Genomic DNA, 23,806 nt, shown 5'->3' with positions numbered 1-23,806 from the left:
GCCTGTCGTTTTCCCGGGCCGGACCGGGGCATCCCGTACCCACCTCGTACTCACCACAGGAGCCCCCATGACCGCCACCGACGTGACCGGCGCCCGTACCCCCGAGGCCGCGGACGTGATCACCGGCGCCCGTGAGCGCATCGACGCGCTCGACGACCGGATCATCGGTCTGATCCAGGAGCGGATGGCCGTCTCCGCCGTCATCCAGGAGGCGCGGATCACCTCCGGCGGCCGGCGCGTGAACCTCTCCCGCGAGATGGAGGTCCTCGGCCACTACCGGGACGCGCTCGGCAAGCCAGGGACCTCCCTGGCGATGACGCTGCTCGAACTGTGCCGGGGTCGCATCTGAGTTCGGCCCCCTTCTCACCCGTACGGCGCGTGACCGCCCCGCGAACGGCCTCGTTGGTGCTGGTGTCCGTTCCAGCCAGGTGCGGGCCCGGAAGAACCACGCGTGGCTCGCTGGAGCGATGAGGCGCACGGATCGTGCGTGCGTCGTGGGACCTCGCTCCAGGAAGTGACCGGACGGCAGGGGACAGCAGCCCGGTCACCCAAGAGAACGGTCGGCCCCGGGGACGCCCGGGGCCGACCGGCGGAAAATGCAAAAATGCACAAGGGCCGGGTCAAACGGTTGCGGGGGCCGCGCTCATCCAGCACGATGCGTAGAAAGCCCCGAACAGGCTCAAGTCACCCCTCGGGCAGCCGTCTTGCGTTGCCCTCCCCAGCTGTTCAGACGTTGTCGGACCTTGCCAGACCTCATTGCCAAAGGTCCAGACCAGCGGCGCAACCCCCCGGCGCCGCTCCCAGGCACCGGCGCTGCCCTGACGCCGGTGCTGACGATAGAGAAGGGCCTCGCGGTTTCCGTCCCGCGGGGCCCTTCGTCATGCCCGGCCCTCGTCGCGCCCGGATCTTCGCAGTGCCCCGCCTTCGCCGACCCGGACTGTGACGCGTGCCACATAAAGAACCTGTGAATAGAGGACAACCGTTCACAGGCTTCGCCGGTCACACCTAGCGAAACACGGGCCACTCCCACACCCCCATATGAGGAAGGCCTCCCCCACCAGATCCACCGAGGTCTTCATGAAGCTCCGCCGCACGATCGTCACCATGGCCGCGACGGCCGTCATCGCGCCGCTCGCCCTGCTGTCCGCGCCCGCCGCCTTCGCGGAGGGGGACGACACGTCCTCCCCGAGCGCGACGTCGTCCTCGACGGAGACGGCCACCTCCGCTCCGTCCGCGTCCGACAGCCAGAGCGCGACCGGCACCCCGACCGACACCACCTCGGCCTCCTCGTCCTCCTCGCCGTCCGGTTCGAACACCCTGGCCGCGACCGGCACGCCCACCGGCACCACGTCGCCGTCCGCGTCCGACTCGAGCAAGCCCGGCGCGAGCGAGGAGCCGTTCGACCCGTTCCAGGACTGCGAGTCCTTCGAGCTGGACGAGAAGCTCACCGCGCAGCTCAAGGGCCTGCCGAACAAGATCGTCGCCGGTTCGGGCTGGCACGCCTTCAAGATCGTGATCGACAACGACTCCGACCGTGATCTGAAGAACGTCTACATCGACTCCATGCTGGAGTACGGCGACGAGACGGACGCCTGGCTGTCCGAGGGGCTCGCCGTCATCCAGGTCAAGGAGGACGGCAAGTGGACCGACTCCTACCAGGACTCCTACGAGGACGAGAACGGCAAGACGGTCAACGTCACGGGCTCCTTCGTCGGGCTGCTCGACTCGCTGGAGAAGGACTCCTCCGCGACCCTCGACCTGCGGGTGAAGGTCTCGGCCTCCGCTCCGGCGGGCTCCTCGTTCGCGCTGAGCGAGGCCATCTACGCGGGTGAGGGCTCCGACTGCTACGGCAACGGCGACTTCTACGACGTCGACATCCTCGCCGCCGGCAGCAGCGCGGACGACGTCGACGACGCCACGCCGAACGGTGACAAGCCCACCGACGGCGACAAGCCCCAGGGCGGCGCCAAGCCGATCAGCGGCAGCCTCGCCTCGACCGGCGCCGACTCCACGCTCCCGATGATCGGGCTGGTCGGCGGCGTCGCCGTCGTCGCCGGTGCGGGCGCGCTGTTCGTCGCGCGTCGCCGCAAGGTCGGCGCGCACGCGTAACGCACCACTGGACCAGCGAAGGGACCTGCGCTCGGAGGGGGGCGCAGGTCCCTTCGCTCTTTGTCGGACCTCGTCGACCTACTTCTTGGGCGGTACCGCGGGGATGCCCAGGAAGGGCAGGCGCAGTGCGCCGAACGCGTCCGCCGGCACCGCCGGGCGGGCCGGCTCCACCGGCTTGAGGCGTTCGTACGCCGCCCCCTGCGCCGGACGCGGATCCGCCCCGCCCTTGTTGGGCCAGTACGACATCGCGCGCTCGGCCTGCGCGGTGATGGTGAGCGACGGGTTCACGCCCAGGTTCGCCGAGACCGCGGCGCCGTCGACGACCGAGATGCCGGGATGGCCGTAGAGGCGGTGGTAGGGGTCGATGACGCCCGTCTCGCGCGAGTCGCCGATCGGACAGCCGCCGAGGAAGTGGGCGGTGAGCGGGGTGCCCATCAGCTCGCCCACGTTGGACCCGGCGAAGCCGTTGATGTCGGCGGCGATCGCGGAGGCCGCCTCCGAAGCGGCCCTGATCTGCTTGGGGTTGGGCGCACCGTGCCCCTGACGTGCCGTCAGCAGGCCTTTTCCGACGCCCGTCGGCTTCAGGTACGTCGTCAGCGAGTTGTCCAGGGACTGCATCACCAGGCCGATGATGGTCCGCTCCGACCAGCGGCGGTTGGAGAGCGAGCGCAGCACGAGCAGCGGGTGGCGGGCCGCGCTCGCCAGCCAGCCCGCGACCCTCGACGAGCCCTCCGCGTACGGCACCTGGAGGATCGACAGGCCGCCCATCGAGTTGGAGCCCTTGCCGTAGCGGACCGGCTCGATGTGGGTGTTGTCGTCCGGGTGGATGGACGAGGTGATGGCGACGCCGCGCGTGAAGTCCACCTTCGCCTCGCCCGTCGCCCTGCGATAGCGGCGGTCGTCGGTCTGCGCGCCGACCAGAGCCTCCGAGTTGGTGCGGGTCAGCTCGCCCAACCGGTCGGAGAGGTACGGGAGTCGGCCGTCGGCCTTCATGCGGTGCAGCAGGGTCTGGGTGCCGTAGGTGCCGGCCGCGAGGACGACCCGGCGGGCCTTGAAGGTCCGGCCCGCGCTCGACTTCCGCTTCCGCGCGTCGGTGGGGAGGGTGGCGATCGCGTAGCCGCCCTGCGAGTCGTCCGTGATCGACACGACCGTGGTCAGGGGGTGCACGACCGCGCCCGCCTGCTCGGCGAGATACAGGTAGTTCTCGTTCAGGGTGTTCTTCGCGCCGTGCCGGCAGCCGGTCATGCACTCGCCGCACTCGGTGCAGGCCTTGCGGTCCGGGCCCGCGCCTCCGAAGTAGGGGTCGGCGACCTGCTCGCCCGGCTTCGCCTTCGCGCTGCCGTCGGCGTCCTCGCCGTCGCCGAAGAACACGCCGACCGGCGCCATATGGAAGGTGTCGCCGACGCCCATCCGCTCGGCGGCCGCCTTCAGGTGCACGTCGGAGGGGGTGGTCGTCGGGTTGAGCCGGACGCCGAGCATACGGCGGGCCTGGTCGTAGTACGGCTTCAGCTCGTCCTGCCAGTCGGTGATGTCACGCCACTGGGGGTCGTCGAAGAAGGGTTTCGGCGGTACGTAGAGGGTGTTGGCGTAGTTGAGGGAGCCGCCGCCGACGCCCGCGCCCGCCAGGACCATGACGTTGCCCAGGAGGTGGATGCGCTGGATTCCGTACATGCCGAGCCTGGGGGCCCAGAGGTAGTTCCTCAGGTCCCAGGAGTTCTTGGGAAGCGTTTCCCCGGTGAAGCGGCGGCCCGCCTCCAGGACGCCTACGGTGTAGCCCTTCTCTGTCAGGCGCAGGGCGGTCACCGAACCGCCGAAGCCCGATCCGACGACGATGACGTCGTAGTCGTAGGCGTCCTTGGACACAGGGTCTCCTCGTTGAGAACAGGTCCTGTCTAGCGCAGGCGGAGCGCCTTCATGACCCGCAGGCTCGTGCTCATGAACTGGGCGTACTTCTCGTCCGTCATCCCCAGGGAGGGCGCCATCGGCAGCAGGCGCTGCTGGGCGACCGTCTGGGCCTCCGTGTACTTCAGGATGCCCTCGGAGCCGTGGCGGCGGCCCAGGCCGGAGTCCTTCATGCCGCCCATCGGGGACTGGACGCTTCCGTAGGCCGGGGCGTAGCCCTCGTTGACGTTCACGGTGCCGGTGCGCAGCCGGGCGGCGACCTCCCGGCCGCGCCGGCCGTCCTTCGTCCAGACCGACGAGTTCAGGCCGTACGGCGTGGAGTTGGCGTGCTCGACCGCCTCGTCGTCGGTCTTGAAGCGGTAGATCGAGACGACCGGGCCGAAGGTCTCCTCGGTGCAGACGGACATGGGCTCCGTCACTCCGTCGAGGATGGTCGGCTCGAAGAAGTAGGGGCCGACGTCCGGGCGGGCGACGCCGCCGGCGACGACCTTCGCGCCCTTGGCGACGGCCTCCTCCACATGCCGGGTCACCGTCTCCAGCTGGCGCTCGCCGACCAGGGAGCCCATGTCGGCGCCGTAGGCCAGGGAGGTGCCGAGGCGCATGGCCTTGGTGCGGGCGGCGAACCGCTCGACGAAGGCGTCCGCGATCGACTCGTGGACGTACAACCGCTCGATGGAGATGCACAGTTGACCGGCGGAGGAGAAGCAGGCGCGGACCGCGCCCTCGGCCGCCCGCTCGATGTCGGCGTCCTCGAGGACCAGCATGGCGTTCTTGCCGCCGAGCTCGAGGGAGACGCCGACGAGCCGGGCGGCGGCGCCCTGGGCGACCTCGCGGCCGGTGCGGGTGGAGCCGGTGAAGGAGACGTAGTCGGCGTGCCGGACGACCTCCGGGCCGACGACCGGACCCTCGCCGAGGACGACCTGGAAGACATCGGCGGGCAGACCGGCCTCGACGAGCAGATCGCGGGCCCACAGGGCGGTCAGGCAGGTCTCCGTGTCCGGCTTCATCACGACCGCGTTGCCCGCGACGAACGCCGGCAGCGCGTCGCCGACCGACAGCTCCAGCGGATAGTTCCAGGGGGCGATCTGGCCCACGACACCGCGCGCGTGACGCAGTTCGGTGACCTTCGTCAGGGTCGGCATGGCGCCGGCGTGCCGCTTGGGGCGCAGATAGGCCGGGGCCTTGCGACCGTAGTGGCGGGCGGCGACCGCGACGGCCTGCACCTCCTCGTGGGCGTGCAGGCGCGCCTTGCCGGTCTCCAGCTGGATGAGGTCGAGCACCTCGGCCTGGCGGGCCAGCACCAGGTCGTGGAAGCGGAGCAGGACGGCGGCACGCTCCCGGACGGGCGTCTTCTCCCACACCGCCTGGGCGGCGCGGGCCGACTCGAAGGCCTTGAGCACGTCCTCGGGAGTGGACTCGGGCAGGTCGGCGAGCTTCTCGCCGGTGAACGGCGTGTGGTTCGCCGTCCGGCCGGAGCCCGTCACGCCCTTGGTGAGCTGGGCGACCAGTTCCGGCGTCACCACGTCGGCGGCGGTGCGGACGCCGACGGGGGTGGGGGCGAGGGGGTTCGTCCCAGCCTTGGCCGGCGTCTTCTCCGACGTCGTTTCCTGCGTCTTTTCCGGGGCCTGCGAGTCCGTCATGAGGCGCAGGGTATGACGTGGGGAAGACTTTGGGTACCCGCCGGTAATAGGGATTCACCGACCGCACACACGACGCCAGCGTTCACTGGCAACAAACCTGCTGATCAGGGCGTCGAGCCCGGCGCCTGCCGCGCGATTCAGCCGACCGCGATCTCCAGACGGTCGCGCGCCTCCTCGAACACCGCCGTGCCCTGCTTCTCGTCCGGCGTCCCCTTCGGCATGTCGACGCGCAGCTCGTACATGCGGCTGTCGGCGGTCAGGACGAACAGTTGCAGGACACGGGTCGGGGTGACGTCCAGACCGTAGGTGGTGTCGGCGAGCACGGCCTCGAAGCCGTGGAAGGTGGTGCGGGTGCTCTGGGTGCGCGCGTCCTGGGCGTAGCCCTTCCAGGTCTCGTGCGCCTCGACCGCCCGGGCCAACGGGGTGCCGGGCGCCCGGTCCCAGAGGGTGAGGCGTACGTCGACGGAGCCCGCCGAGTAGATCACCAGCCGGGGCTGCTGATCGGCGGCGCCCTGGCGGGCGGACTCCAGGTACAGGCTCGGAAGGGTCAGGGACGCGTCCATGCCGGCCTCACGGTGGACGACCCACGGCGACGACCGCGCCCCTGTTTCCCACAGGGACGCCCCCAGCCAGCCACCGCCCGCGAGCAGCCCGACGACCAGCGCCAGCGCCGGCGCCAGCGCCGGCGCCAGGGCCACGGGACGGCGGTGGAAGGGGCGACGGACGCGGGTGTCGCGGGTGGGCGGGGGCTCCGGTTCGGGGTGGTCGACGGGCGGCGCTCCCCCCACCCGCACCGTCCCCACGTCCTCCCCGAACTCTCGAAGGACCCGCACGTCCTGAGGCTCGGCCTCCGCAGCGCCGTGAGCCCGGTCCATCCCCGCAGCCACCCCCTCCGCCCCCTCGGCGACCGCCGCCAGCGCCGCGGCCGCCTCCGCCGGGTCCGGGCGGCGTTCCGGGTCGCGTTGCAGGAGCCGTACGAGCAGGGGGCCGAGCGGGCCGGCCTGTTTCGGCTCGGGCGGGTCCGCGGCGAGGATCGCGGCGAGCGTGGACTCCAGGGTCGTCCGCCGGAACGGGGACCAACCCTCGACGGCCGCGTACAGCAGGACGCCGAGGGACCACAGGTCGGACGCGGGGCCCGCGCCGCGCCCGGACATCCGCTCGGGGGCGATGAACTCCAGCGAGCCGACGAACTCGCCGCTGGCGGTGAGGGATTCCTCGCCCTGGATGTGCGCGATGCCGAAGTCGGTGAGGACGACCCGGCCATGCGGGCCGAGCAGCACGTTGGCGGGCTTCACATCCCGGTGGACGATGCCGACGGCGTGCGCGGCGCGCAGGGCGCCCAGGACGGCGAGGCCGATGCGGGCGGTCTCGGCCGGGTCGAGGGGGCCGCGCCGCAGCACCTCGTGCAGGGACTCGCCGCGGACCAACTCCATGACGATCCAGGGGAGTCCGCCGTCCGCGTCGGCCCCCTCCTCCACCACCACGTCGTGGATGGAGACGGCGCACGGGTGGTCGACGCGGGCGGCGGCCCGGGCCTCGCGGTGCAGACGGTGGGCGGCCCGGCGATAGGAGTCGCCCTCGGGGTCGCCCGACAACCGGGGCTGTTTGACGGCGACTTCGCGCCCTATGAGCTCGTCCCGGGCCCGCCAGACGGTACCCATGCCGCCGGAGCCGATGCGTTCGAGCAGCCGGTAACGCCCGTCCACTGTCCGGCTTTTGGCGCCTCCGGGGTCCCCGTCGTTGCTCATGCACCCATGACTACCACGATCACCGTCGCCCTCACCGGGCCGGGGCGAACCGTCCCGTCTCCAGCCGTCGCACCGCCACCACGCCCGGCCCGGCGAAGTGCGCCGGTATCACCAACTCCCGTTCACTCGCGGCCCGTTCGAGGATCCGTCGGCGGCTGGCCGCCGCCTGGCCGGGGTCGAGACAGAAGCAGCTGCTGCACTCCGGCCGCAGCACCTGCATCGGGTTGTGCAGCAGGTCCCCCACGAACACCGCGCGCTCGCCGCGCGAGGCGACCCGCAGGACGGCCGAGCCCGGGGTGTGGCCGGGGGCCGACTCCAGGGTCAGGTGCTCGTCGACGCGGTGCCGCCCGTCCCAGAGCACGGCCTGCCCGGCACGGTGGACGGGCGCCACGCTGTCCTCGTAGACGAGACGGTCGTCCTCCCTGACCCCGCCGCCGTAGCCGCCCGCCGGCCCGAAGTAGGCGTCGTCGGCGGCCGGGAGGAGGTAGCGGGCCCGGGGGAACGTCGGCGCCCACTCCCCCTCGACGTCACGGGTGTTCCAGCCGACGTGGTCCGCGTGGATATGGGTGTTGACGACGACGTCGACGTCCTGCGGGCGCACCCCGGCCCGTGCGAGCCGTCCCGGCAGGTCGCTCTGCCGCCGGTGGAAGTGCGGATAGCCGGGCCGCTCCCGCCCGTCGCCGACCCCGGTGTCCACGAGGATCGTCCGGCCGGCGCTGCGCACGATCCAGGTCTGCAGCGCCGACCTGACCCGGTCGCTGTCGGGGTCCCAGTGGTCGGGGGCGAGCAGCTCGCGGTGCTCCTTCCACTCCTCGGGATCGCAGCCGGGAACGAGGTCGGGGGCGGGTATGAAGGGGCCGTGCCACTCGACGATCCGGAGGAGCTCTACGTCTCCGACCCGGAAACTCTGCACCTGTTCGTCAGTCATGTCCGGGAGCCTAGGGAGACGCCACTGAGCGTTTCGATGCCCGAACCGCTCATCTCGATACTCATGCGTCTCACGTACCCTTCCTGCATGGACGTGGTGAGCGACGCGATCTCCTCGGTGCGCACCGGGCGGCCCCACTCCAGCCGGCTGAGCGTGAGCGGCGGTTGGTGCACCCGGATCGCCTCCTACGAAGGCGCCGGGTTCCATGTCGTGCTGGCGGGGAGCTGCTGGCTGCTGCCGGACGGCGGCGGCTCGGGGGTGCCGCTGGCCGCGGGGGACGTCGTCCTGCTGCCGCACGGCGCGGGGCATGTGCTGGCCGACGGGCCGGTGGACGCGAGGACGGCGGCGCGAGCGACACCGTTCGAGGAGGTCGAAGAGGCCGAACAGGCCGGCCGGCGGCATCTCGTGGGAGACGTGCTGGACACGCGGGACGTGGAGCTGCTCTGCGGCAAGTACCGCCTGGACCGCAGCCGCACGCACCCCCTGCTGGCGGAGCTTCCCGAGGTGGTGCATCTGGCGAACCACGCCGACCGGCCGCCCGAACTCCGGGCCGCGGTGGACCTGTTGGCCCGCGAGCTCGACGGTCGCCGACCCGGTTCCTCGCTCGCCCTGCCGAGCCTGCTCGACCTGCTGCTCGTCTACATGGTCCGGGCGTGGCTGGCGCGCGCCGCGACGGGCGCCTGGCCCGCCGTGCTGGGCGACCCGGTGGCCGCGGCGGCACTGCGCGCGCTGCACGCCGACCCGGCCGCCGCCTGGACCAACGACAGCCTCGCGGCCCGGGCGGGCGTCTCCCGGGCCGCGCTCGCGCGCCGCTTCACCGCGTTGGTCGGCCGCCCCCCGATGGCGTACCTGCGGTGGTGGCGGCTGACCCTCGCCGCGGCCCGGCTCCGCGACAGCGACGCGCCGCTGGCCACGGTGGCCCGGGAGACCGGGTACGGCAGCCCGTACGCCCTCTCCCACGCCTTCAGCAGGGAGTTCGGAACGACACCGGGGCGATACCGCTCCGCCGACACCCCCGCAGGGACCGTCGCAGACGCCACCGCCGGCACCCCCGCAGGGATTGTCGGCTAGAGCTTGTCGATCTTCAGGTTGGCGATCGCCGCGCTCGCCACCTCACGGCCGCGCGCCGTGAAGTCGCCCTTGCCCGGGTAGCCGATCATGAGCTTGTACATGTCGCCGCCGGTGGACTTGTAGTAGAGGATCCTGAGCTCGCGCGGGGCCGGTGCCTGGCTGTCGTCGGTGGTGTAGACGACCGTGTTCCCGGCGGCCTTCCTGCCGTCGAAGGTCGCGTTGTCGTCCGTCCGGGTCTTCGGGTTCTTCGGCATGTCGAGCTCGTAGCTGCCGGACTCCTTGAAGTCCCCGTTGTCGGCGTACATCTCGGCGGCCGCGGAGTCCTTGATGTCGCGGCCGGTGTCCGCCGCCTTGCGGTCCACCAGCAGGACGACCGAGATCGCGCCGCTCGGGTCGGTGTAGCTCACCCAGTGTTCGTCGGCGGCGGCCTTCTCGGGCTCGCCGCGCACATAGCTGTCGGGCACCGCCAGCGTCGCGGTGACGTCCTGCTCGTGCTTCGTCTTCCAGCCGTCCGGCAGCGGCCCCGCGAACGGGTCGGCGACCACCAGATACGCCCCTGCCGCCGCAGCGACGACGACGGCGCCGAGCCCGATCCACGCCGGGCGGCCGAACCGGCGCCGGGCGGGCGGGACTTCGCCCTGCGACACCACCGACACCGCCTGCGTGGGCTGGGGCGCGGGCGGGTCCGCGGCGGCCTCCAGCAGGGCCCGCACCTGTGCGGCGGCCGGGCGGCGCGCCGGGTCCTTCTCCAACAGCCCGTTGACGGCCTCCGCGAGCGGGCCCTGCGCGGCGGCGGGCGGCGCGGGCACCGCGTTGAGGACGGACTGCAGGGTGGCCGGCGTGTTGCTGCGCCGGAACGGCGACACGCCCTCGGTCGCCGCGTACAGCACCACGCCCAGCGACCACAGGTCGGAGGCCGGACCCGGACGCTGACCCAGCACCCGCTCGGGGGCGATGTACTCGGGCGAGCCGACGAAGCCGCCGGTGTCGGTCAGGTTCGTCTCACCCTCTGTCTGGGCGATGCCGAAGTCGGTGAGGACGACCCGCTCGTGCCGGCCGAGCAGCACGTTGTCGGGCTTGACGTCCCGGTGCAGGATGCCCGCCGCGTGCGCGGCCTCCAGCGCGCCCAGCAGCTCCAGGCCGATCCGGGCCGCCTCGCGCGCGCTGAGCGTGCCCTCCTGGAGGACGTCGCCGAGCGAGCGTCCGTGGACCAGCTCCATCACGATCCAGGGCCGGCCGTCGACCACCGCGACGTCGTGCACGTTGACCACGGCCGGGTGGTCGAGCCGGGCCGCGGCCCGCGCCTCGCGACGCATCCGCTCGAACGCGTTGGCTCGTTCGCGCTCGGGAAGATGGTCCGGCACACGAGGCTCCTTGACGGCAACCTCGCGGTCCACCGTCTCGTCCTTGGCGCGCCACACCGTGCCCATGCCACCGTGCCCGAGCTTGGCCAGCAGCCGGTAGCGGCCACCGATCAGCCGGCCGATGCCGGGTTCCTGCGGCTGTTCCCGGGACTGCGGGGGCACCGCCACGGACTGACCGGCCGGGTGTGGGTTCGGCGGTTGCAGAACAAAACTCGTCGTCTCGTCGGGCCCCTGGCCGACTCCCCCGTCATGATTCATGCGTCCATCCATATCGCGCCGGGCAGGCCGGTATCCACTGCCCGTGGAGAGTTGCGACTACCCGGTGACGAACGTGTCGACGGCGACGTCGAAGTACTCCCGCGCCTCCGCCGCCTTCCCGACCGGCGCCGACACCCACACGTCGTACAGCCGCCCGCCCTCCTCCCAGCACAGGTCGTAGGTGTGCCGGGGGCCCTCCGCCGCGCTGAAGCCGTTCCAGGTGAACTGCCAGAGGGCGGCGGGGCGACCGCCGTGGGTGGTCTCGGTGACCCGGCCGTCGTCGTACCCCGGGTTGGTGTCCGGGCCCTTGGCCGCCGCCCGCCGCATCACGCCCAGCGGGCCGTCCGACGGCGGGTCGGAGACCTTGATGCCGAGCCGGAAGACCTGCCCCGGGGACATGTAGAAGACCCGCTCGCCCTGCGGCACGCGCGTGAACCCGTCCGGCACGGCGAGCGCGAACCCGGCCGGGTCGTCGGCCACCCGGTAGCCGGAGGGGACGGACGGCGTACGGGTCGCCGTCAGGGACGGGCTCGGGGATGAGCTGGGCGTCGCCGTAGGGGACAGAGCGGAACTCCCCGTAGGGCTCGGGCTCGTCGTCCCGCCCGTCGAGGACCCCGACGCCGACGCCGAACCTGCCGTCGGCGACGCCGAGCTCGCGGGCGTACGACCGCCGTCGCCGTCGCCGTCCCCGTTCAGCAGCAGCGCCGCCGCCGACACGCCCGCCCCCGCCATCGCGGCGACCAGCAGCGCGGCCACCAGCACGCCCCGCGTGGAGCGCTCCCGGGCCGCTGGCTCCGGGCGGGGCCGGGGCAGATCGGCCTGAGTCGGGGTGTAGCCGGACGACACCGGCGCCGGCGTACGCCCGGTGTCCAGGAAGGCGCGCAGCAGCCGCTCCGCCTCCGCCACGCCCAGCCGCCGGTCCGGATCGCGCTCCAACAGCCCCCGCACGACGGGCAGCAGCGGCGCGGCCTGCGGGGGCGTACGGATCTCGGCGAAGACGACGGCGTGCAGGATGCCGCCCAACGAGTCGCGCCGGAACGGGGATTCGCCGCTCAGCGCCGTGCACAGCAGCGCGCCCAGCGACCACAGGTCGGACTCCGCGCCGGTCCGCGCCCCGGACATCCGCTCCGGCGCGGTGTACTCGGGCGAGCCGACGAACGAACCGGTCTCGGTGAGCGTGGTGGCGCCCGCGACCTGCGCGATCCCGAAGTCGGTGAGGACGACCCGGTCGCTGTCGCGTTCCAGCAGGACGTTCGCGGGTTTGATGTCCCGGTGCAGGACCCCGGCCGCGTGCGCGGCGCGCAGGGCGCCGAGCAGCGCGATGCCGATCCGGGCCGCCTCCGCCGGATCGATCGGGCCCTGCGCGGCGATCCGGTCGGCGAGCGAGCCGCCGTCGATCAACTCCATGACGATGTACGGGCGTTCGCCGTCCTCGACGACGTCGTGCACGACGATGATGTGCGGGTGGCTCAGCTGCGCGACCGCACGGGCCTCGCGCAGTGTCCGGTCGCGGCGGCCCCGCGCCTCCTCGGCGGAGAGCGTGTCGTCCTGGGTCAGCTCCTTGACGGCGACACGCCGTCCCAACAGCTGGTCCGTGGCCCGCCACACGACCCCCATGCCCCCGCGCCCGAGCCTCGCCTCCAGCCGGTAACGGCCCGCGATGACCCGTACGTCGTTCCCGCCCCCCTCGGTCCCCATGGGGCCATCATGCCGCACCGGACGGCGCGCCTCCGGGGCGCCGTCCGGCCAACTGCGGGATGCCGCCGCGCTGTCGCCGGAAGCCGGTCCGAAGCCAGTCCGAAGCTAGTCGGAAGCTACGAGGTCGGTTCCCGCCAGCTCTGCAGTACCGACTTGAACTGCTGGGCCGTCGTGGCCCAGTCGGCGGCGGGCGAGGACATGTAGATCGCGTACTCGGTGCCGTCCCGGGCGACGTACGTCTCCTCGATGGCGCGGCGCGGCCCGGGGAACTTCGTGTCCTTCGCCAGCGCGGTCCACGTGTACTCCCACTCGGCACCGTCGCGGTCGCGGTAGACGTTCTTCTCCAGGGTGACCCGTTCGTAGTCGACCAGCCGCTGGACCTGCTGTTCGAGGTCGATCTGATGGGCGTACGGGTCGCTGAAGTCGGGGGACTTGTCGAGCGCGATGCGGATGAAGTGCTCGCCGCCGTCGGGTGTGTAGTCGATCTGCTGGAGGTCGCCGTCGTCCTGGAACACCTCCCGCTCCCAGCCCTTGGGGAGGGAGAGCCCGAAGCCCAGCGGGTCGTCGACCTCCTCCCAGGAGTCGAGGTCGGAGCCCTGCTCGACGGGGGTGCCGGTCGGCGTCGGGCTCGGCGAGGCGGACGCCGACGTGGACCCGCCGGACTGCTGCTGCCGGTCCTCGTCCCACTTCTGCAGGGACACCGCCGCGACCCCGCCGACCAGCGCGGCGAGGACGACCACGAGCGCGAGCGTGCGCCTGCGGCGACGCCGCCGGGGCGGCCGGCCGGACGGGCCCCCCTCCGGGCCGATGTTCGTCGGCCCCACGGCCGTCGGGTCGGTCATGGGGTGCCCGGGGTGCCCCGGCACGGGCGTGGACGCCTCCGGCGCCAGCGGCACGTACGCGGTACCGGCCGTGGGATGGCCTGTGGGGTGGGCAGCGGAATGGGCGGCGGCGTAGGACGCAGAGTGGCCCATGGAGTGGTGACCGCCGGTGGGGTGACCGCCGGTGGCCCGGTCCGGTCCCCCGAACTGCGTGGGCACATACGCCTGGGCCCCGCTGGGGCGCCGTCCCTCGGCCGCCTCGGCGAGGAGCTGCTCGGCCTCCGCGGTGCCGGGTCTGGTGGCCGGGTCCTTGCGCAGGAGAGCCGTGATGACGGGGCCGAGCGGCCCGGCGTACTGCGGGTCGGCGGCCTCCTCCTCGACGACGGCTTGCAGCGTGGTCAGCGGCGAGGTGCGCCGGAACGGCGACCGTCCCTCCACCGCCGTGTACAGCGTCGCGCCCAGCGCCCACAGGTCGGAGGACGGACCGGGGTCCTGGCCGCGCACCCGCTCGGGGGCCAGATAGTCGACGGAGCCGACGACCTCGCCGGTCCGGGTGATCGTGCTGTCGCCCTCGATCTGGGCGATGCCGAAGTCGGTGAGGAGGACGCGGCCGTCATCGGAGAGGAGCACGTTGCCCGGCTTGACGTCGCGGTGCAGCACGCCGGCGGAGTGCGCGGCGCGCAGCGCACGCAGCACCCACAGACCGACCCGGGCGGCCTCGGCGGGCTCGACCCGCCCGTCCTCCTTGACCGCGTCGGCCAGCGAGCGGCCCTCGACCAGCTCCATCACGATCCACGGCCGACCGTCGTGTTCGAGCACGTCATGGACGGTGACGACGGCGGAGTGGTTGATCCGCGCGGCCGCACGAGCCTCGGCGCGGGTGCGCGCCAGCAGGATCGCCTGGTCGCCCTCGGCGACATAGAGCGCGGCGGTCAGCTCTTTGATCGCGACGGCCCGGTGCAACAGCTCGTCGTGGGCACGCCACACCCGGCCCATGCCGCCGCTGCCGATGGCGTCGACAAGCCGGTAGCGGCCCGCGAGGAGCAGGCCCTGCATCTGATTCACGTTGCCCCGCAATGGTCTTGACAAGCTCAGCGTAAAGACCGGACCGCGTCCGGGGAACCACGGGGGTGCCAAGGAGACAGCACTGTGACGGTTGTCGCTTCCCGGGCCGCACGGGAACCGCAGCGGGCGCGGGGAGTTCCCGGGTGACGCTCAACCGGTGTACTGGTAGGTGGCCGACGCCTGGTCGTACAGCCGCGTCACTTCGTCCCGCTCGGCTTCCGGTCCTCTGACCTGCACGATGTGGTACCGCCCGGCGATGAGGATCGCGAGGTTGCGCACATACAGCGCCCGTCCGTCGGCGTCGGTCCAGGTGAACTGCCCCTCGGCCATGGTCCGGGTGCCCACCGTCGTCGTGCGCAGCCCGGAGGCCGTCGCCCAGCTGGAGTCGCGGTACGGCTGGAGTTCGCTCTCCTTCTCCCGCTGGTAGACCATCGGGTCGCTGCCGTTGGCGGACGCGCTGTCACGCCCCGCCACGACGATCAACTCGAAGTCTCCGTGCGAGTAGACGACCTGACCGCGCCCGTTCTTCGGCGTACGGTCCCAGCCGTTGGCCACGGCGATCCGGAAGCCGGCGTCGTCCGTGCGGAGGGTGAATCCGTCGGCGACCTCCACGCCGGAGCCGCCCGTCTGCGTCTGCGTGGCCTCCGCTCCCGACTGCGAGGAGGGCGAGGCGGAGGAGCCCGTGCCCGGCGAGGTCTGGTCGGGCCGCGGCTCGCTGCTCGCCGTGGGCGGCTGACCGGCCGACGTGCCGGTGGCGCCGGTCCGCTGGGAGCCGTCGGTGCCAACCTCCCCGTCCTCGCCGGCCTTGGGCAGGAACAGCACGGCGTAGGCGACCGCCGCGGCCATCAGCAGCAGTATCAGCACCAGCAGGGTGCGGCCCAGGCTGCGGGGCGAGCCGCCCGTCTCCTGCCGGGACCGCTTGTGCCGGCCGTGCGTCGCGGGCAGCCCGGCACGCCGTCTGCGCACCAGTTCGCCCTTGCGGCGGACGATCGGCAGCCGACGCGGATCGGTCGGCGGCGCGGCGACGACGTGGGCGCCCGCCTCCGGCTCCGGCGCGGAGCGGACCAGCGAGCGCAGCCAGCCCCGCAGTTCCTCGAAGTCGAGTCGCTCGGTGGGGTCCTGGCGCAGCAGCGACTCCACGACCGGCCTGAGCGGTCCGCACTCCTCGGCGAAGGCGGGCGGCTCGGCGCACACCATCTGCACCAGCTCGGCCGTCGACTCCTCCGGGTACGGCGCATGCCCCTGGACGGCCCGGAAGAGCAGCGCGCCGAGCGCCCAGAGGTCGGTCGCGGGACCGATCGGCGCGGCCAACTGCCAGTTCTCGTGCACCGGCCCGGCCTGCTCGGGCGCCCACCGCTCGGTCACCGGCCCGACGACGGCCATCCGCGCCTGCCGCGCCCGCTCGGCGGCAAGCGCGCTGGCGGGCCCCCGCCGCACGACCGCCTCGGGCACCTCGGACACCTCGGGCGCCGGTTCGCCCCCGGGGACGGGCGCGGGCGCGCCCTGGACGCGGTAAGGGGCGACGCCGTAAGGGTCGGCGATCTGACCAGGAGGGTTGCCCTCGGCCGGGGTACGGGCGCCGGGCAGGGCCGCGCGCCCGTTCTGCTGGGCCTCCTGGGCCTCCTGCACCCGGGCCGCGGCCCGCGCTCCGGCACGGTAGGCGGCGATCGCCCCGGCCCGCGCGGCGCGAATGTCTCCGCCGGTCTCCATGGGCGCCGCTCTACGGGCCACCGCACCCGACGCCCCGCCCGCGCCTCCGCCGGACGGCTCACCCGCCGCCACCGGAAACGCACCCGACCCCCGCGCCTCTATGGCGGCCCGCCGCGCGGCCTCGGGATCCCCCGCCCCTACGGCCGGCCCGGCAGCCGGCCCGACCGGGCCACGCAAGCCACCCTGAGCACCCGGGCCGACCGGGGCACCATGGATCCCCTGGCCACCCTGTCGAACCGGGGCCGCAGCCGGCCCGGGGCCGCCGCTCCCCCGACTCCGCTCACTCTCGGCCGCGCCCTGTGCCGCGTCCGCCTGCGGCACCGGGTCGTAGCCGCACAGCGCCTCTTCCGCCGCGCCGACCGCGAGGCCGGTCAGCATGACCCGTCCGTCGTCGCAGACGAGGACCGTGCGGGCGGTGATGTTCCGGTGCACCCAGCCATGCGCGTGCAGCACCCGCAGCGCCATCAGCACGTCGGAGGCGACCTCGGCGGCCCGGTACGGCGTCAGCGGCTTCTCGGCGAGCAGCGCCGCGAGCGGCCGCGCGGCGACCAGTTCACTCACTATCCACAGCGAACCGCCCTCGGCGAACACGTCGAAGACCTGGTCGAGCCGCGGATGGTCGGGAATGCTCGCCGTGGCCTGCGCCGCTTCCATCGCACGCCGTACGACGGGATCGGCGGGCCGACGCGTCCCCGCGTCCGCGCCCGCGCCTCGTGGTCCCGGCGGCCGTGTCCCGCGCTCACGCGCCGTGAACCCCGCGGGCAGCCCCTCCGCGTCGAGCACCTCCGCCTCGACGACCTCCGGCAACGGCACCTGGCGGACCAGGACTTCCTGCCCGCTGTAGGTGTCGAAGGCCCGGCTCTCGGTGAGTTCGTACTCGTCGGAGGGCGGCAACGGCAGGCGGTAACGGTCGACGAGTACCCGACCCGCATAGTCGTCCACGTTGCCTCCCCCGGCCGCTCGGTCGGTCAATTCCGTTCGTGTTGCGTGCCGTTACAGCCGTATCCGGCCGGATAGCTGGATGCGTACGGTCCGCAGCCATTCACGATACGTGCCGGAGGCAACCCGCAAAGAGGGGATGCCAGATCTCACCCCCGGATCTCACGCCCCGAACACGGCCGGGCGACGCCCGAGTTGGCCGCTGCCTCGTCGGCTGCCACTTCTTCGGCTGCCACTTCAGCGGCTGCCACTTCAGCGGCTGCTACTTCTTCGGCGTGAAGGTGTCCGTCAGCGTCGTCCAGGTGGTCGTACGCAGCTCGGTGCCCCACGCGGCGGACTTCGCCGTGTACATCAGCGCGTACCCGAGACTGTCGTTCACGACGAACCCGCGGTCGATGGTGCGGTACGCCGTCCCGCCGTCCGTGTAGGTGAACTCCCAGTCGGCTGTGTTCCAGCCCCGGTAGTTCACCTTGTCTATTCGGATCTTCGCGTACTGCGAGCGCGTCATGGAGCGCTCCTGGTTCTTCCAGTCGGCGACGGGGTCGTCCTTGGGCGTGGTCGTCCAGGCGACGAGCAGCTTCTGCCCGTCGGGGCCGGTGAAACGGTCCCCCGCGGAGTCCGAGGACTGGTACTTCCAGCCCGTGGGCAGCCCGATCGAGTAGCCCTGCCCGCCCGTGTACGTCGTCGCCTTGGTCTCATCGGTGGCGGTGACACCGGACCCGGCGCCCCCGGCCGCAGCGGTGTTGCTCGACGAGGAGCCGGACCCGGTGGACTGCGACTGCGACCCGTCCGTACTGGTCCCGCCGGCCTCGTCCTCCTTGGTGTCGGCACTCGCGCTCGCGCTCGCACTCCCGCCGGCCACCGGCCGGGAGGCGCCGCCGCTCGGCGAGCCGCTCGCGCTGTCGTCGCCACCGCCGAGCGTGAGGGCCAGCACGGTACCGAGCACCGCGAGCACCACCACGACGGCGATGATCACCAGCGTCCGCTTGGGCACCACGTCGGTCAGCGGCGCCCTGGGCACATGCCGCGGCGGCAGGTCCGGCGGTGTCATCACCGGCCACCCCGAACTCCGGCCACCGGTGCCGGCAGCGGCATCGGCACCCGAACCGGAGCCGGACCCGGAACGGGCCGCCGGAACGGACGGGGACGACGACGCCGAACCGCTCACCGAAGCCGAAGCCGACGCCGAAGTCGCCGTGGCCTTGGCCGTGGAGGAAGCGGCCGACACGGCAGGCGCGGCAGCCGCTGACGGGGCAACGGACGGCGCGGCGGCGGAAGCGGTCGCCCCGGCGCCCCGAGCCGCACCACCCTTCCGCGCCTCGTCCTTACGTGTTTCGTCCTTACGTGTTTCGTCCTTACGTGCCTCGTCCTTGCGTGCGGTGCCCGCGCTCACCGAACCGGAAGCGCCCGTCCCGTTCGCCGACTTGGCGCGGGACGCGGCCGCCGAGGTGGCCGCCCCGGCCGCGACTGCGGCCTTGCGCACCGACCGGAACGCGCCGCGCAGCTTCTCGCCCGCCTCCGCGCCCGCCGAACTCCCCTTGCCCTCGGGACCGTCCGGCTGCGGCGGCAGCGGCACCAGTTTCGTCGCGTCCGCCGGCTCGGCGTGCCGCGGATCGGGCGCGTGCAGCACCGCGTCGAGCATCGCCCGCGCGCCGGCGTCGTCGAGTCGCCGCGCGGGGTCCTTGGTGAGCAGGCCGTAGATGACGTCCTTCAGCGGACCCGCGTTCTTCGGCTCCTCCAACTGCTCGGTCATCACCGCGGTGAGCGTGGCGATCGCCGAGCCCTTGTCGTAGGGCGGCGAGCCCTCGACCGACGCGTACAGCAGACCGCCGAGCGACCAGAGGTCGGCCGCCGGCCCGGGCTTGTGACCGCGGGCCCGCTCCGGGGAAATATAGGAGGGCGCGCCGACGAGCATGCCGGTGGAGGTGATGGACGGGTCGCCCTCGACCTGGGCGATGCCGAAGTCGGTGAGCACGACCCGGCCGTCCTCGGCGATCAGCACGTTCGACGGCTTCACGTCACGGTGCAGGATGCCCTCTCGGTGCGCCGACCGCAGCACGTCGAGGATCGCCAGCCCGACCTCCGCCGCACGCTTCGGCTCCAGCACGCCGTCCTCACGGATGACTTCGGCGAGCGACTTGCCCTCGACGAGCTCCATGACGATCCACGGCCGGTCGTCCTCCTCGACCACGTCGAAGACCGTCACCGCGCTGTTGTTGCGGATCCGCGCGATGGCCTTGGCCTCGCGCAGCGTCCGTGTGATCAGCCGACGCTTCTCGTCCTCGTCGATGTTCCCCGGGAACCGCAGCTCCTTGACGGCGACCGTGCGCCCGAGGGTCTCGTCCTCCGCGCGCCACACCGTCCCCATGCCGCCGCGGCCGAGTACGTCTCCCAGCCGGTACCGCCCGGCGAGGAGACGTGCGCTCTTGTCCTGACGGGATGCTCCCGCCCGCTCCGCCTCCGACATGCGTCCCCTCATGCAACCCGCCCTGACAGAGCCTCCATTGTCCCTCACCCGACAAGTGCCCGACGCCCAGGGTGCCTCTCATGGCATTCGGACCGCATCCCAGGAGTGGAGCATTCCGGCCAGAAGGTGCAGCACGCTCCGGCCAGAGTGCGCGCGGGAGCGCTCTACGGCCTGCCCGCCGCCGAGTTCTGCCCTCGCAATCCGTACAACGCGCCGGTTCCGAACAGAGATCCCGGTTCACGACACTCGTTCGAGTGAAGCCGACCCGGCCATTCGCCCAGGCGCCCACTGCCTGCTGCCTGCTGCCTGCTGCCTGCTGCCTGCTGCCTGCTGCCTGCTGCCTACAGCGGCACGATGTCCGGCGCGCCCAGCCGGGCCGCGTCCGCCGTCAGGTCGTCGGGCTGGCGCTGCGACTCGCGCTCGGCCTCCACCCGCTTCTCGTAGTGCTCGACCTCGCGCTCGATGTGCTCCTTGTCCCAGCCGAGGACCGGCGCCATCAGCTCGGCGGCCTCGCGGGCGCTGCGCGTACCGCGGTCGAAGGTCTCGATGGAGATGCGCGTGCGGCGCGTCAGCACGTCGTCCAGGTGCCGGGCCCCCTCGTGCGAGGCGGCGTAGACGATCTCGGCGCGCAGATAGTCGTCGGCGGCGTGCAGCGGCTCGCCCAGCGACGGGTCCGCGGCGATCAGGTCCAGCACCTCCTCCGCCATCGCCCCGAAGCGGTTCAGCAGATGCTCCACCCGCACCACGTGCAGGCCGGTCCGCGCGGCGATCCGCGCCCGCGCGTTCCACAGCGCCCGATAGCCCTCCGCGCCCAACAACGGCACGTCCTCCGTGACGCAGTCGGCGACCCGCTGGTCGAGCCCGCGCACCGCCTCGTCGACCGCGTCCTTGGCCATCACCCGGTACGTCGTGTACTTGCCGCCCGCCACGACGACCAGTCCCGGCGCCGGATGCGCGACGGTGTGCTCGCGCGACAGCTTGCTGGTGGCCTCGGACTCACCGGCCAGCAGCGGCCGCAGCCCCGCGTACACACCCTCGACGTCGTCCCTGCTCAGCGGCACGGCGAGCACCGAGTTCACCCGCTCGAGCAGGTAGTCGATGTCGGCGCTGGACGCGGCCGGGTGGGCCTTGTCGAGGTCCCAGTCGGTGTCGGTCGTACCGATGATCCAGTGCCGGCCCCAGGGGATGACGAACAGCACGGACTTCTCGGTGCGCAGGATGAGCCCGCTGGAGGAGCTGATCCGGTCCCTCGGCACGACGAGGTGGATGCCCTTGGAGGCGCGGACGTGGAACTGCCCCCGCTCCCCCACCATCGCCTGGGTGTCGTCGGTCCACACGCCCGTCGCGTTGACGATCTGCCGGGCGCGGATCTCGTACTCCCCGCCCGCCTCGACGTCCTGCACGCGCGCGCCCACGACGCGTTCGCCCTCGCGCAGGAACCCCGTGACCCGCGCGCGGTTGGCCGCCTGCGCCCCGTAGGACACGGCCGTGCGCACCAACGTGGCGACGAAGCGCGCGTCGTCCATCTGCGCGTCGTAGTACTGCAACGCGCCGACCAGCGCGTCCTTCTTCAAAGCGGGGGCGATGCGCAGGGCGTGACGGCGGCTCAGGTGGCGGTGTGTCGGCAGGCCGCGGCCGTGCCCGCGGGCCATGGACATCGCGTCGTAGAGCGCGACGCCCATCCCGGCGTACAGCCGCTCCCAGACCTTGTGCTCGAACGGATAGAGGATGGGCACCGGCTTCACAAGATGCGGAGCGAGCCGTTCGAGCAGCAGCCCGCGCTCCTTCAGCGCTTCGCGCACCAGGGCGAAGTCGAGCATCTCCAGATAGCGCAGGCCACCGTGGATCAGCTTGCTGGACCTGCTGGACGTGCCCGACGCCCAGTCACGCGCCTCGACCAGACCGGTGGACAGGCCGCGTGTCACGGCGTCCAGGGCGATACCCGCGCCGACCACGCCGCTTCCCACCACCAGCACGTCCAGCTCGCGCTCGGCCATGGCCGCCAGTGACTCGGCCCGCTGCGCCGGTCCCAGTGTCGCTGTCCTCACGGTGCCTCCCGCTGTCGGTCGCCCCTGCCCAGATTCTGACCGCGTTGCCCGACTTCAGCCACCACTCGCCCCCAGCCTGTGGACAACTCTCACGGAACCGGAACCGACCTGCCGGGAAACCGGCCGCCCAACACAGCCGCCCAACACAGTCGATCAATCCCGCATAACGGTCATATTTACTCCTAGTCTGACATTGCGCTCGTCCATCCTGTCCACCGGGCTTGCGCACCTGTCCCACCTCGGTTATTGGGAAGGACGGCTCACGCCATGCCCGCAGATCTCGCCGTCATCGGACTCGGCCCGCTCGGCCTGCCCCTGGCCCAGGCCGCCGTGGCCGCCGGCATCCCCACCGTCGGCTACCGCACCGGCCCCGAGGCCGGCTCCCTCAGCCCCGCCGAACTGCGCCGGATGCTCTCGGGGGGCTTCCGGCCCGCCACCAACCCCGCCGAGCTGGGCCGGGTGCGCACCGCCGTCATCTGCGCCCCGACCCCGCGCGACGCGGACGGCGGACTCGACCTGAGCCAGCTGGAGGCGGCCGCCCGCACCCTCGCGGGGCACCTGCGCCCGCACACCACCGTCATCCTGGAGTCGCCGGTGTACCCCGGGGCGACCGAGGAGTTCCTGCTACCGCTGCTGGAGGAGACGTCCGGTCTCCGCGCGGGCCGCGATTTCCACCTCGCCTACTCCCCCAGCCGGGTCGACCCCGGCAGCCGCGCCTTCACCCCGGCCAACACGCCGAAGGTCATCGGGGGGCTCACCCCCGCCTGCACCGAGTCCGCCGCCGCGTTCTACAGCCGGCTCACCGACAAGGTGGTACGCGCGCGTGGCCTGCGGGAAGCCGAGACCGTGCAGCTTCTGGAGACCAACTTCCGGCACGTCAACATCGCGCTCGTCAACGAGATGGCCGTCCTCTGCCACGACCTGGGCGTCGACCTCTGGGACGTCGTCCGCTGCGCGGAGACCAAGCCGTTCGGCTTCGAGGCCTTCCGCCCCGGCCCCGGCGTCGGCGGCCACTCCGTCCCCCTCGACCGCACCGGTCGGCCCGGCAACCCCCTGCGCATGGTCGAACTGGCCCAGCAGGTCAACAACCGCATGCCCCGCTACGTCGTCCAGCGCGCCGCCGCGCTCCTGAACGAGCACGGCAAGTCGGCGCGGGGCGCGCGCGTGCTGCTGCTCGGCGTCACCTACAAGGCCGACCTCGCCGACCAGCAGAACACCCCCGCGCGCGAGATCGCGCTCCGCCTGATGGAACTCGGCGCGGCCGTCAGCTACCACGACCCGCACGTGCCGTCCTGGAGCGTCCTCGACCGCCCGGTCCCCCGCGCCGACTCCCTCTACGAGGCCGCCGCCGAAGCCGACCTCACGATCCTCCTCCAGCAGCACCGCACCTACGACCTCCAGGGCCTGTCGGTGAAGGCCCAGCTACTGCTGGACACCCGGGGGGCGACCCCTACGGGGGCGGCGCACCGGTTGTGAACCGGGGCGCACACGTCCGCCACGGGCTCCGAAGGCTGGTGGCGCACGACCCGGCCCGCCGGTAACGTACGAAACAGGTGGGGCCCACCGCAGCGGGTACTGCGGCAGGCTCCTGGATGGATCACGGAGTGTCCGCCCCTACTGTGTTTGGGGGCGGCCGATCACCGTCCGAAAAGGGTGGAGCCCACCGCAGGGGCTACTGCGGCAGGCTCCTGACGGGTTACGGGTGTCCGCCCCTAGTTGTGATGGGGGCGGCCGCTCACCGTCCGAAAAGACGCAAGATCCACCTCCTCCGGCACTTCACCATCCGAAGACGGAGTCGGTCCCAGCGGGTGGGCTTGCGGTGGCGTCCCATGGGCGCCCCCTTCCCGACGCCGCCCATTGACCCGGTAGGCGGCCCGTCGGAACTCGGGCCGGGCCCCGAGGGCGGGGTCCGGAACGATGTCCTTGGAAGGGGGGCACCCCACACAACTGGGGCGCCGAACACGGACGCTACCGCCCGCGACCCCCCTGACCAGCCCACATTCGCCCCGAAGGCAACCGTGCGCCCCCGCCCCGCACC

The 23,806-nt window shown here is 72.6% G+C and carries 14 protein-coding genes; 4 read left to right on the top strand and 10 right to left on the bottom strand.

Features of this window, described 5'->3' with window-relative positions; all coding sequences use genetic code 11:
• Window positions 1-67 precede the first annotated feature (67 nt).
• Window positions 68-349, top strand: a complete 282-nt coding sequence (locus ABZ725_RS01720; protein WP_351903612.1) for a chorismate mutase — start codon at window positions 68-70, stop codon at window positions 347-349.
• Between the two features lie 728 nt (window positions 350-1,077).
• Complete coding sequence (locus ABZ725_RS01715) at window positions 1,078-2,109, top strand: LPXTG cell wall anchor domain-containing protein (RefSeq protein ID WP_358800836.1); 1,032 nt, start codon at window positions 1,078-1,080, stop codon at window positions 2,107-2,109.
• A 78-nt stretch (window positions 2,110-2,187) separates the two neighbouring features.
• Here the strand turns inward: ABZ725_RS01715 and ABZ725_RS01710 are convergent, their stop codons facing one another.
• The 4 genes from ABZ725_RS01710 to ABZ725_RS01695 all read right to left on the bottom strand — a co-directional run bounded on the left by ABZ725_RS01710 (window position 2,188) and on the right by ABZ725_RS01695 (window position 8,327).
• The gene (locus ABZ725_RS01710) at window positions 2,188-3,972 is read right to left on the bottom strand and encodes a GMC family oxidoreductase (protein WP_358800835.1); all 1,785 of its coding nucleotides are present in this window, start codon (window positions 3,970-3,972) and stop codon (window positions 2,188-2,190) included.
• A 29-nt stretch (window positions 3,973-4,001) separates the two neighbouring features.
• Window positions 4,002-5,651, bottom strand: coding sequence for a succinic semialdehyde dehydrogenase (locus ABZ725_RS01705; RefSeq protein ID WP_358800834.1), 1,650 nt, complete (start codon window positions 5,649-5,651; stop codon window positions 4,002-4,004).
• 137 nt (window positions 5,652-5,788) lie between these two features.
• Window positions 5,789-7,399, bottom strand: a complete 1,611-nt coding sequence (locus ABZ725_RS01700; protein ID WP_358800833.1) for a serine/threonine-protein kinase — start codon at window positions 7,397-7,399, stop codon at window positions 5,789-5,791.
• Between the two features lie 31 nt (window positions 7,400-7,430).
• A complete protein-coding gene (locus ABZ725_RS01695) occupies window positions 7,431-8,327 on the bottom strand; it encodes an MBL fold metallo-hydrolase (protein WP_358800832.1) in 897 nt (298 codons plus the stop codon).
• Between the two features lie 87 nt (window positions 8,328-8,414).
• Here ABZ725_RS01695 and ABZ725_RS01690 point away from each other — a divergent pair, with 87 nt between their 5' ends.
• Window positions 8,415-9,398, top strand: a complete 984-nt coding sequence (locus tag ABZ725_RS01690; RefSeq protein WP_358800831.1) for an AraC family transcriptional regulator — start codon at window positions 8,415-8,417, stop codon at window positions 9,396-9,398.
• Here ABZ725_RS01690 and ABZ725_RS01685 read toward each other — a convergent pair.
• The 6 genes from ABZ725_RS01685 to ABZ725_RS01660 form a co-directional block, all read right to left on the bottom strand.
• Window positions 9,395-11,020, bottom strand: coding sequence for a serine/threonine-protein kinase (locus ABZ725_RS01685; protein WP_358800830.1), 1,626 nt, complete (start codon window positions 11,018-11,020; stop codon window positions 9,395-9,397). The genes ABZ725_RS01690 and ABZ725_RS01685 overlap by 4 nt on opposite strands.
• Window positions 11,021-11,077: 57 nt before the next feature.
• Window positions 11,078-12,718 carry a serine/threonine-protein kinase gene (locus tag ABZ725_RS01680; RefSeq protein WP_358800829.1) on the bottom strand — a complete coding sequence of 547 codons (1,641 nt, stop codon included), beginning with the start codon at window positions 12,716-12,718 and terminating at the stop codon, window positions 11,078-11,080.
• A gap of 116 nt (window positions 12,719-12,834) precedes the next feature.
• The gene (locus tag ABZ725_RS01675) at window positions 12,835-14,595 is read right to left on the bottom strand and encodes a serine/threonine-protein kinase (RefSeq protein WP_358800828.1); all 1,761 of its coding nucleotides are present in this window, start codon (window positions 14,593-14,595) and stop codon (window positions 12,835-12,837) included.
• Window positions 14,596-14,754: 159 nt separating this feature from the next.
• Window positions 14,755-17,256 (bottom strand): protein kinase, encoded by a 2,502-nt coding sequence (locus ABZ725_RS01670; RefSeq protein ID WP_358800827.1) that lies wholly within the window; start codon window positions 17,254-17,256, stop codon window positions 14,755-14,757.
• A gap of 259 nt (window positions 17,257-17,515) precedes the next feature.
• Window positions 17,516-19,720: a serine/threonine-protein kinase gene (locus ABZ725_RS01665; RefSeq protein WP_358801350.1), complete on the bottom strand. Its 2,205-nt coding sequence runs from the start codon at window positions 19,718-19,720 to the stop codon at window positions 17,516-17,518.
• Between the two features lie 341 nt (window positions 19,721-20,061).
• On the bottom strand, window positions 20,062-21,768 hold the full coding sequence (locus tag ABZ725_RS01660) for a glycerol-3-phosphate dehydrogenase/oxidase (RefSeq protein WP_358800826.1): 1,707 nt from the start codon (window positions 21,766-21,768) through the stop codon (window positions 20,062-20,064).
• A 267-nt stretch (window positions 21,769-22,035) separates the two neighbouring features.
• Between ABZ725_RS01660 and ABZ725_RS01655 the strand changes: the two genes are divergently transcribed.
• Complete coding sequence (locus tag ABZ725_RS01655) at window positions 22,036-23,244, top strand: nucleotide sugar dehydrogenase (RefSeq protein WP_358800825.1); 1,209 nt, start codon at window positions 22,036-22,038, stop codon at window positions 23,242-23,244.
• The last annotated feature ends 562 nt before the right edge of the window (window positions 23,245-23,806 follow it).

The sequence above is a fragment of the Streptomyces sp. NPDC006872 genome (assembly GCF_040635845.1).
Taxonomy (GTDB): Bacteria; Actinomycetota; Actinomycetes; order Streptomycetales; family Streptomycetaceae; genus Streptomyces.
Note: the sequence above shows the minus strand (reverse complement) of the source record. Positions and strands in the feature narration are given on the sequence as shown.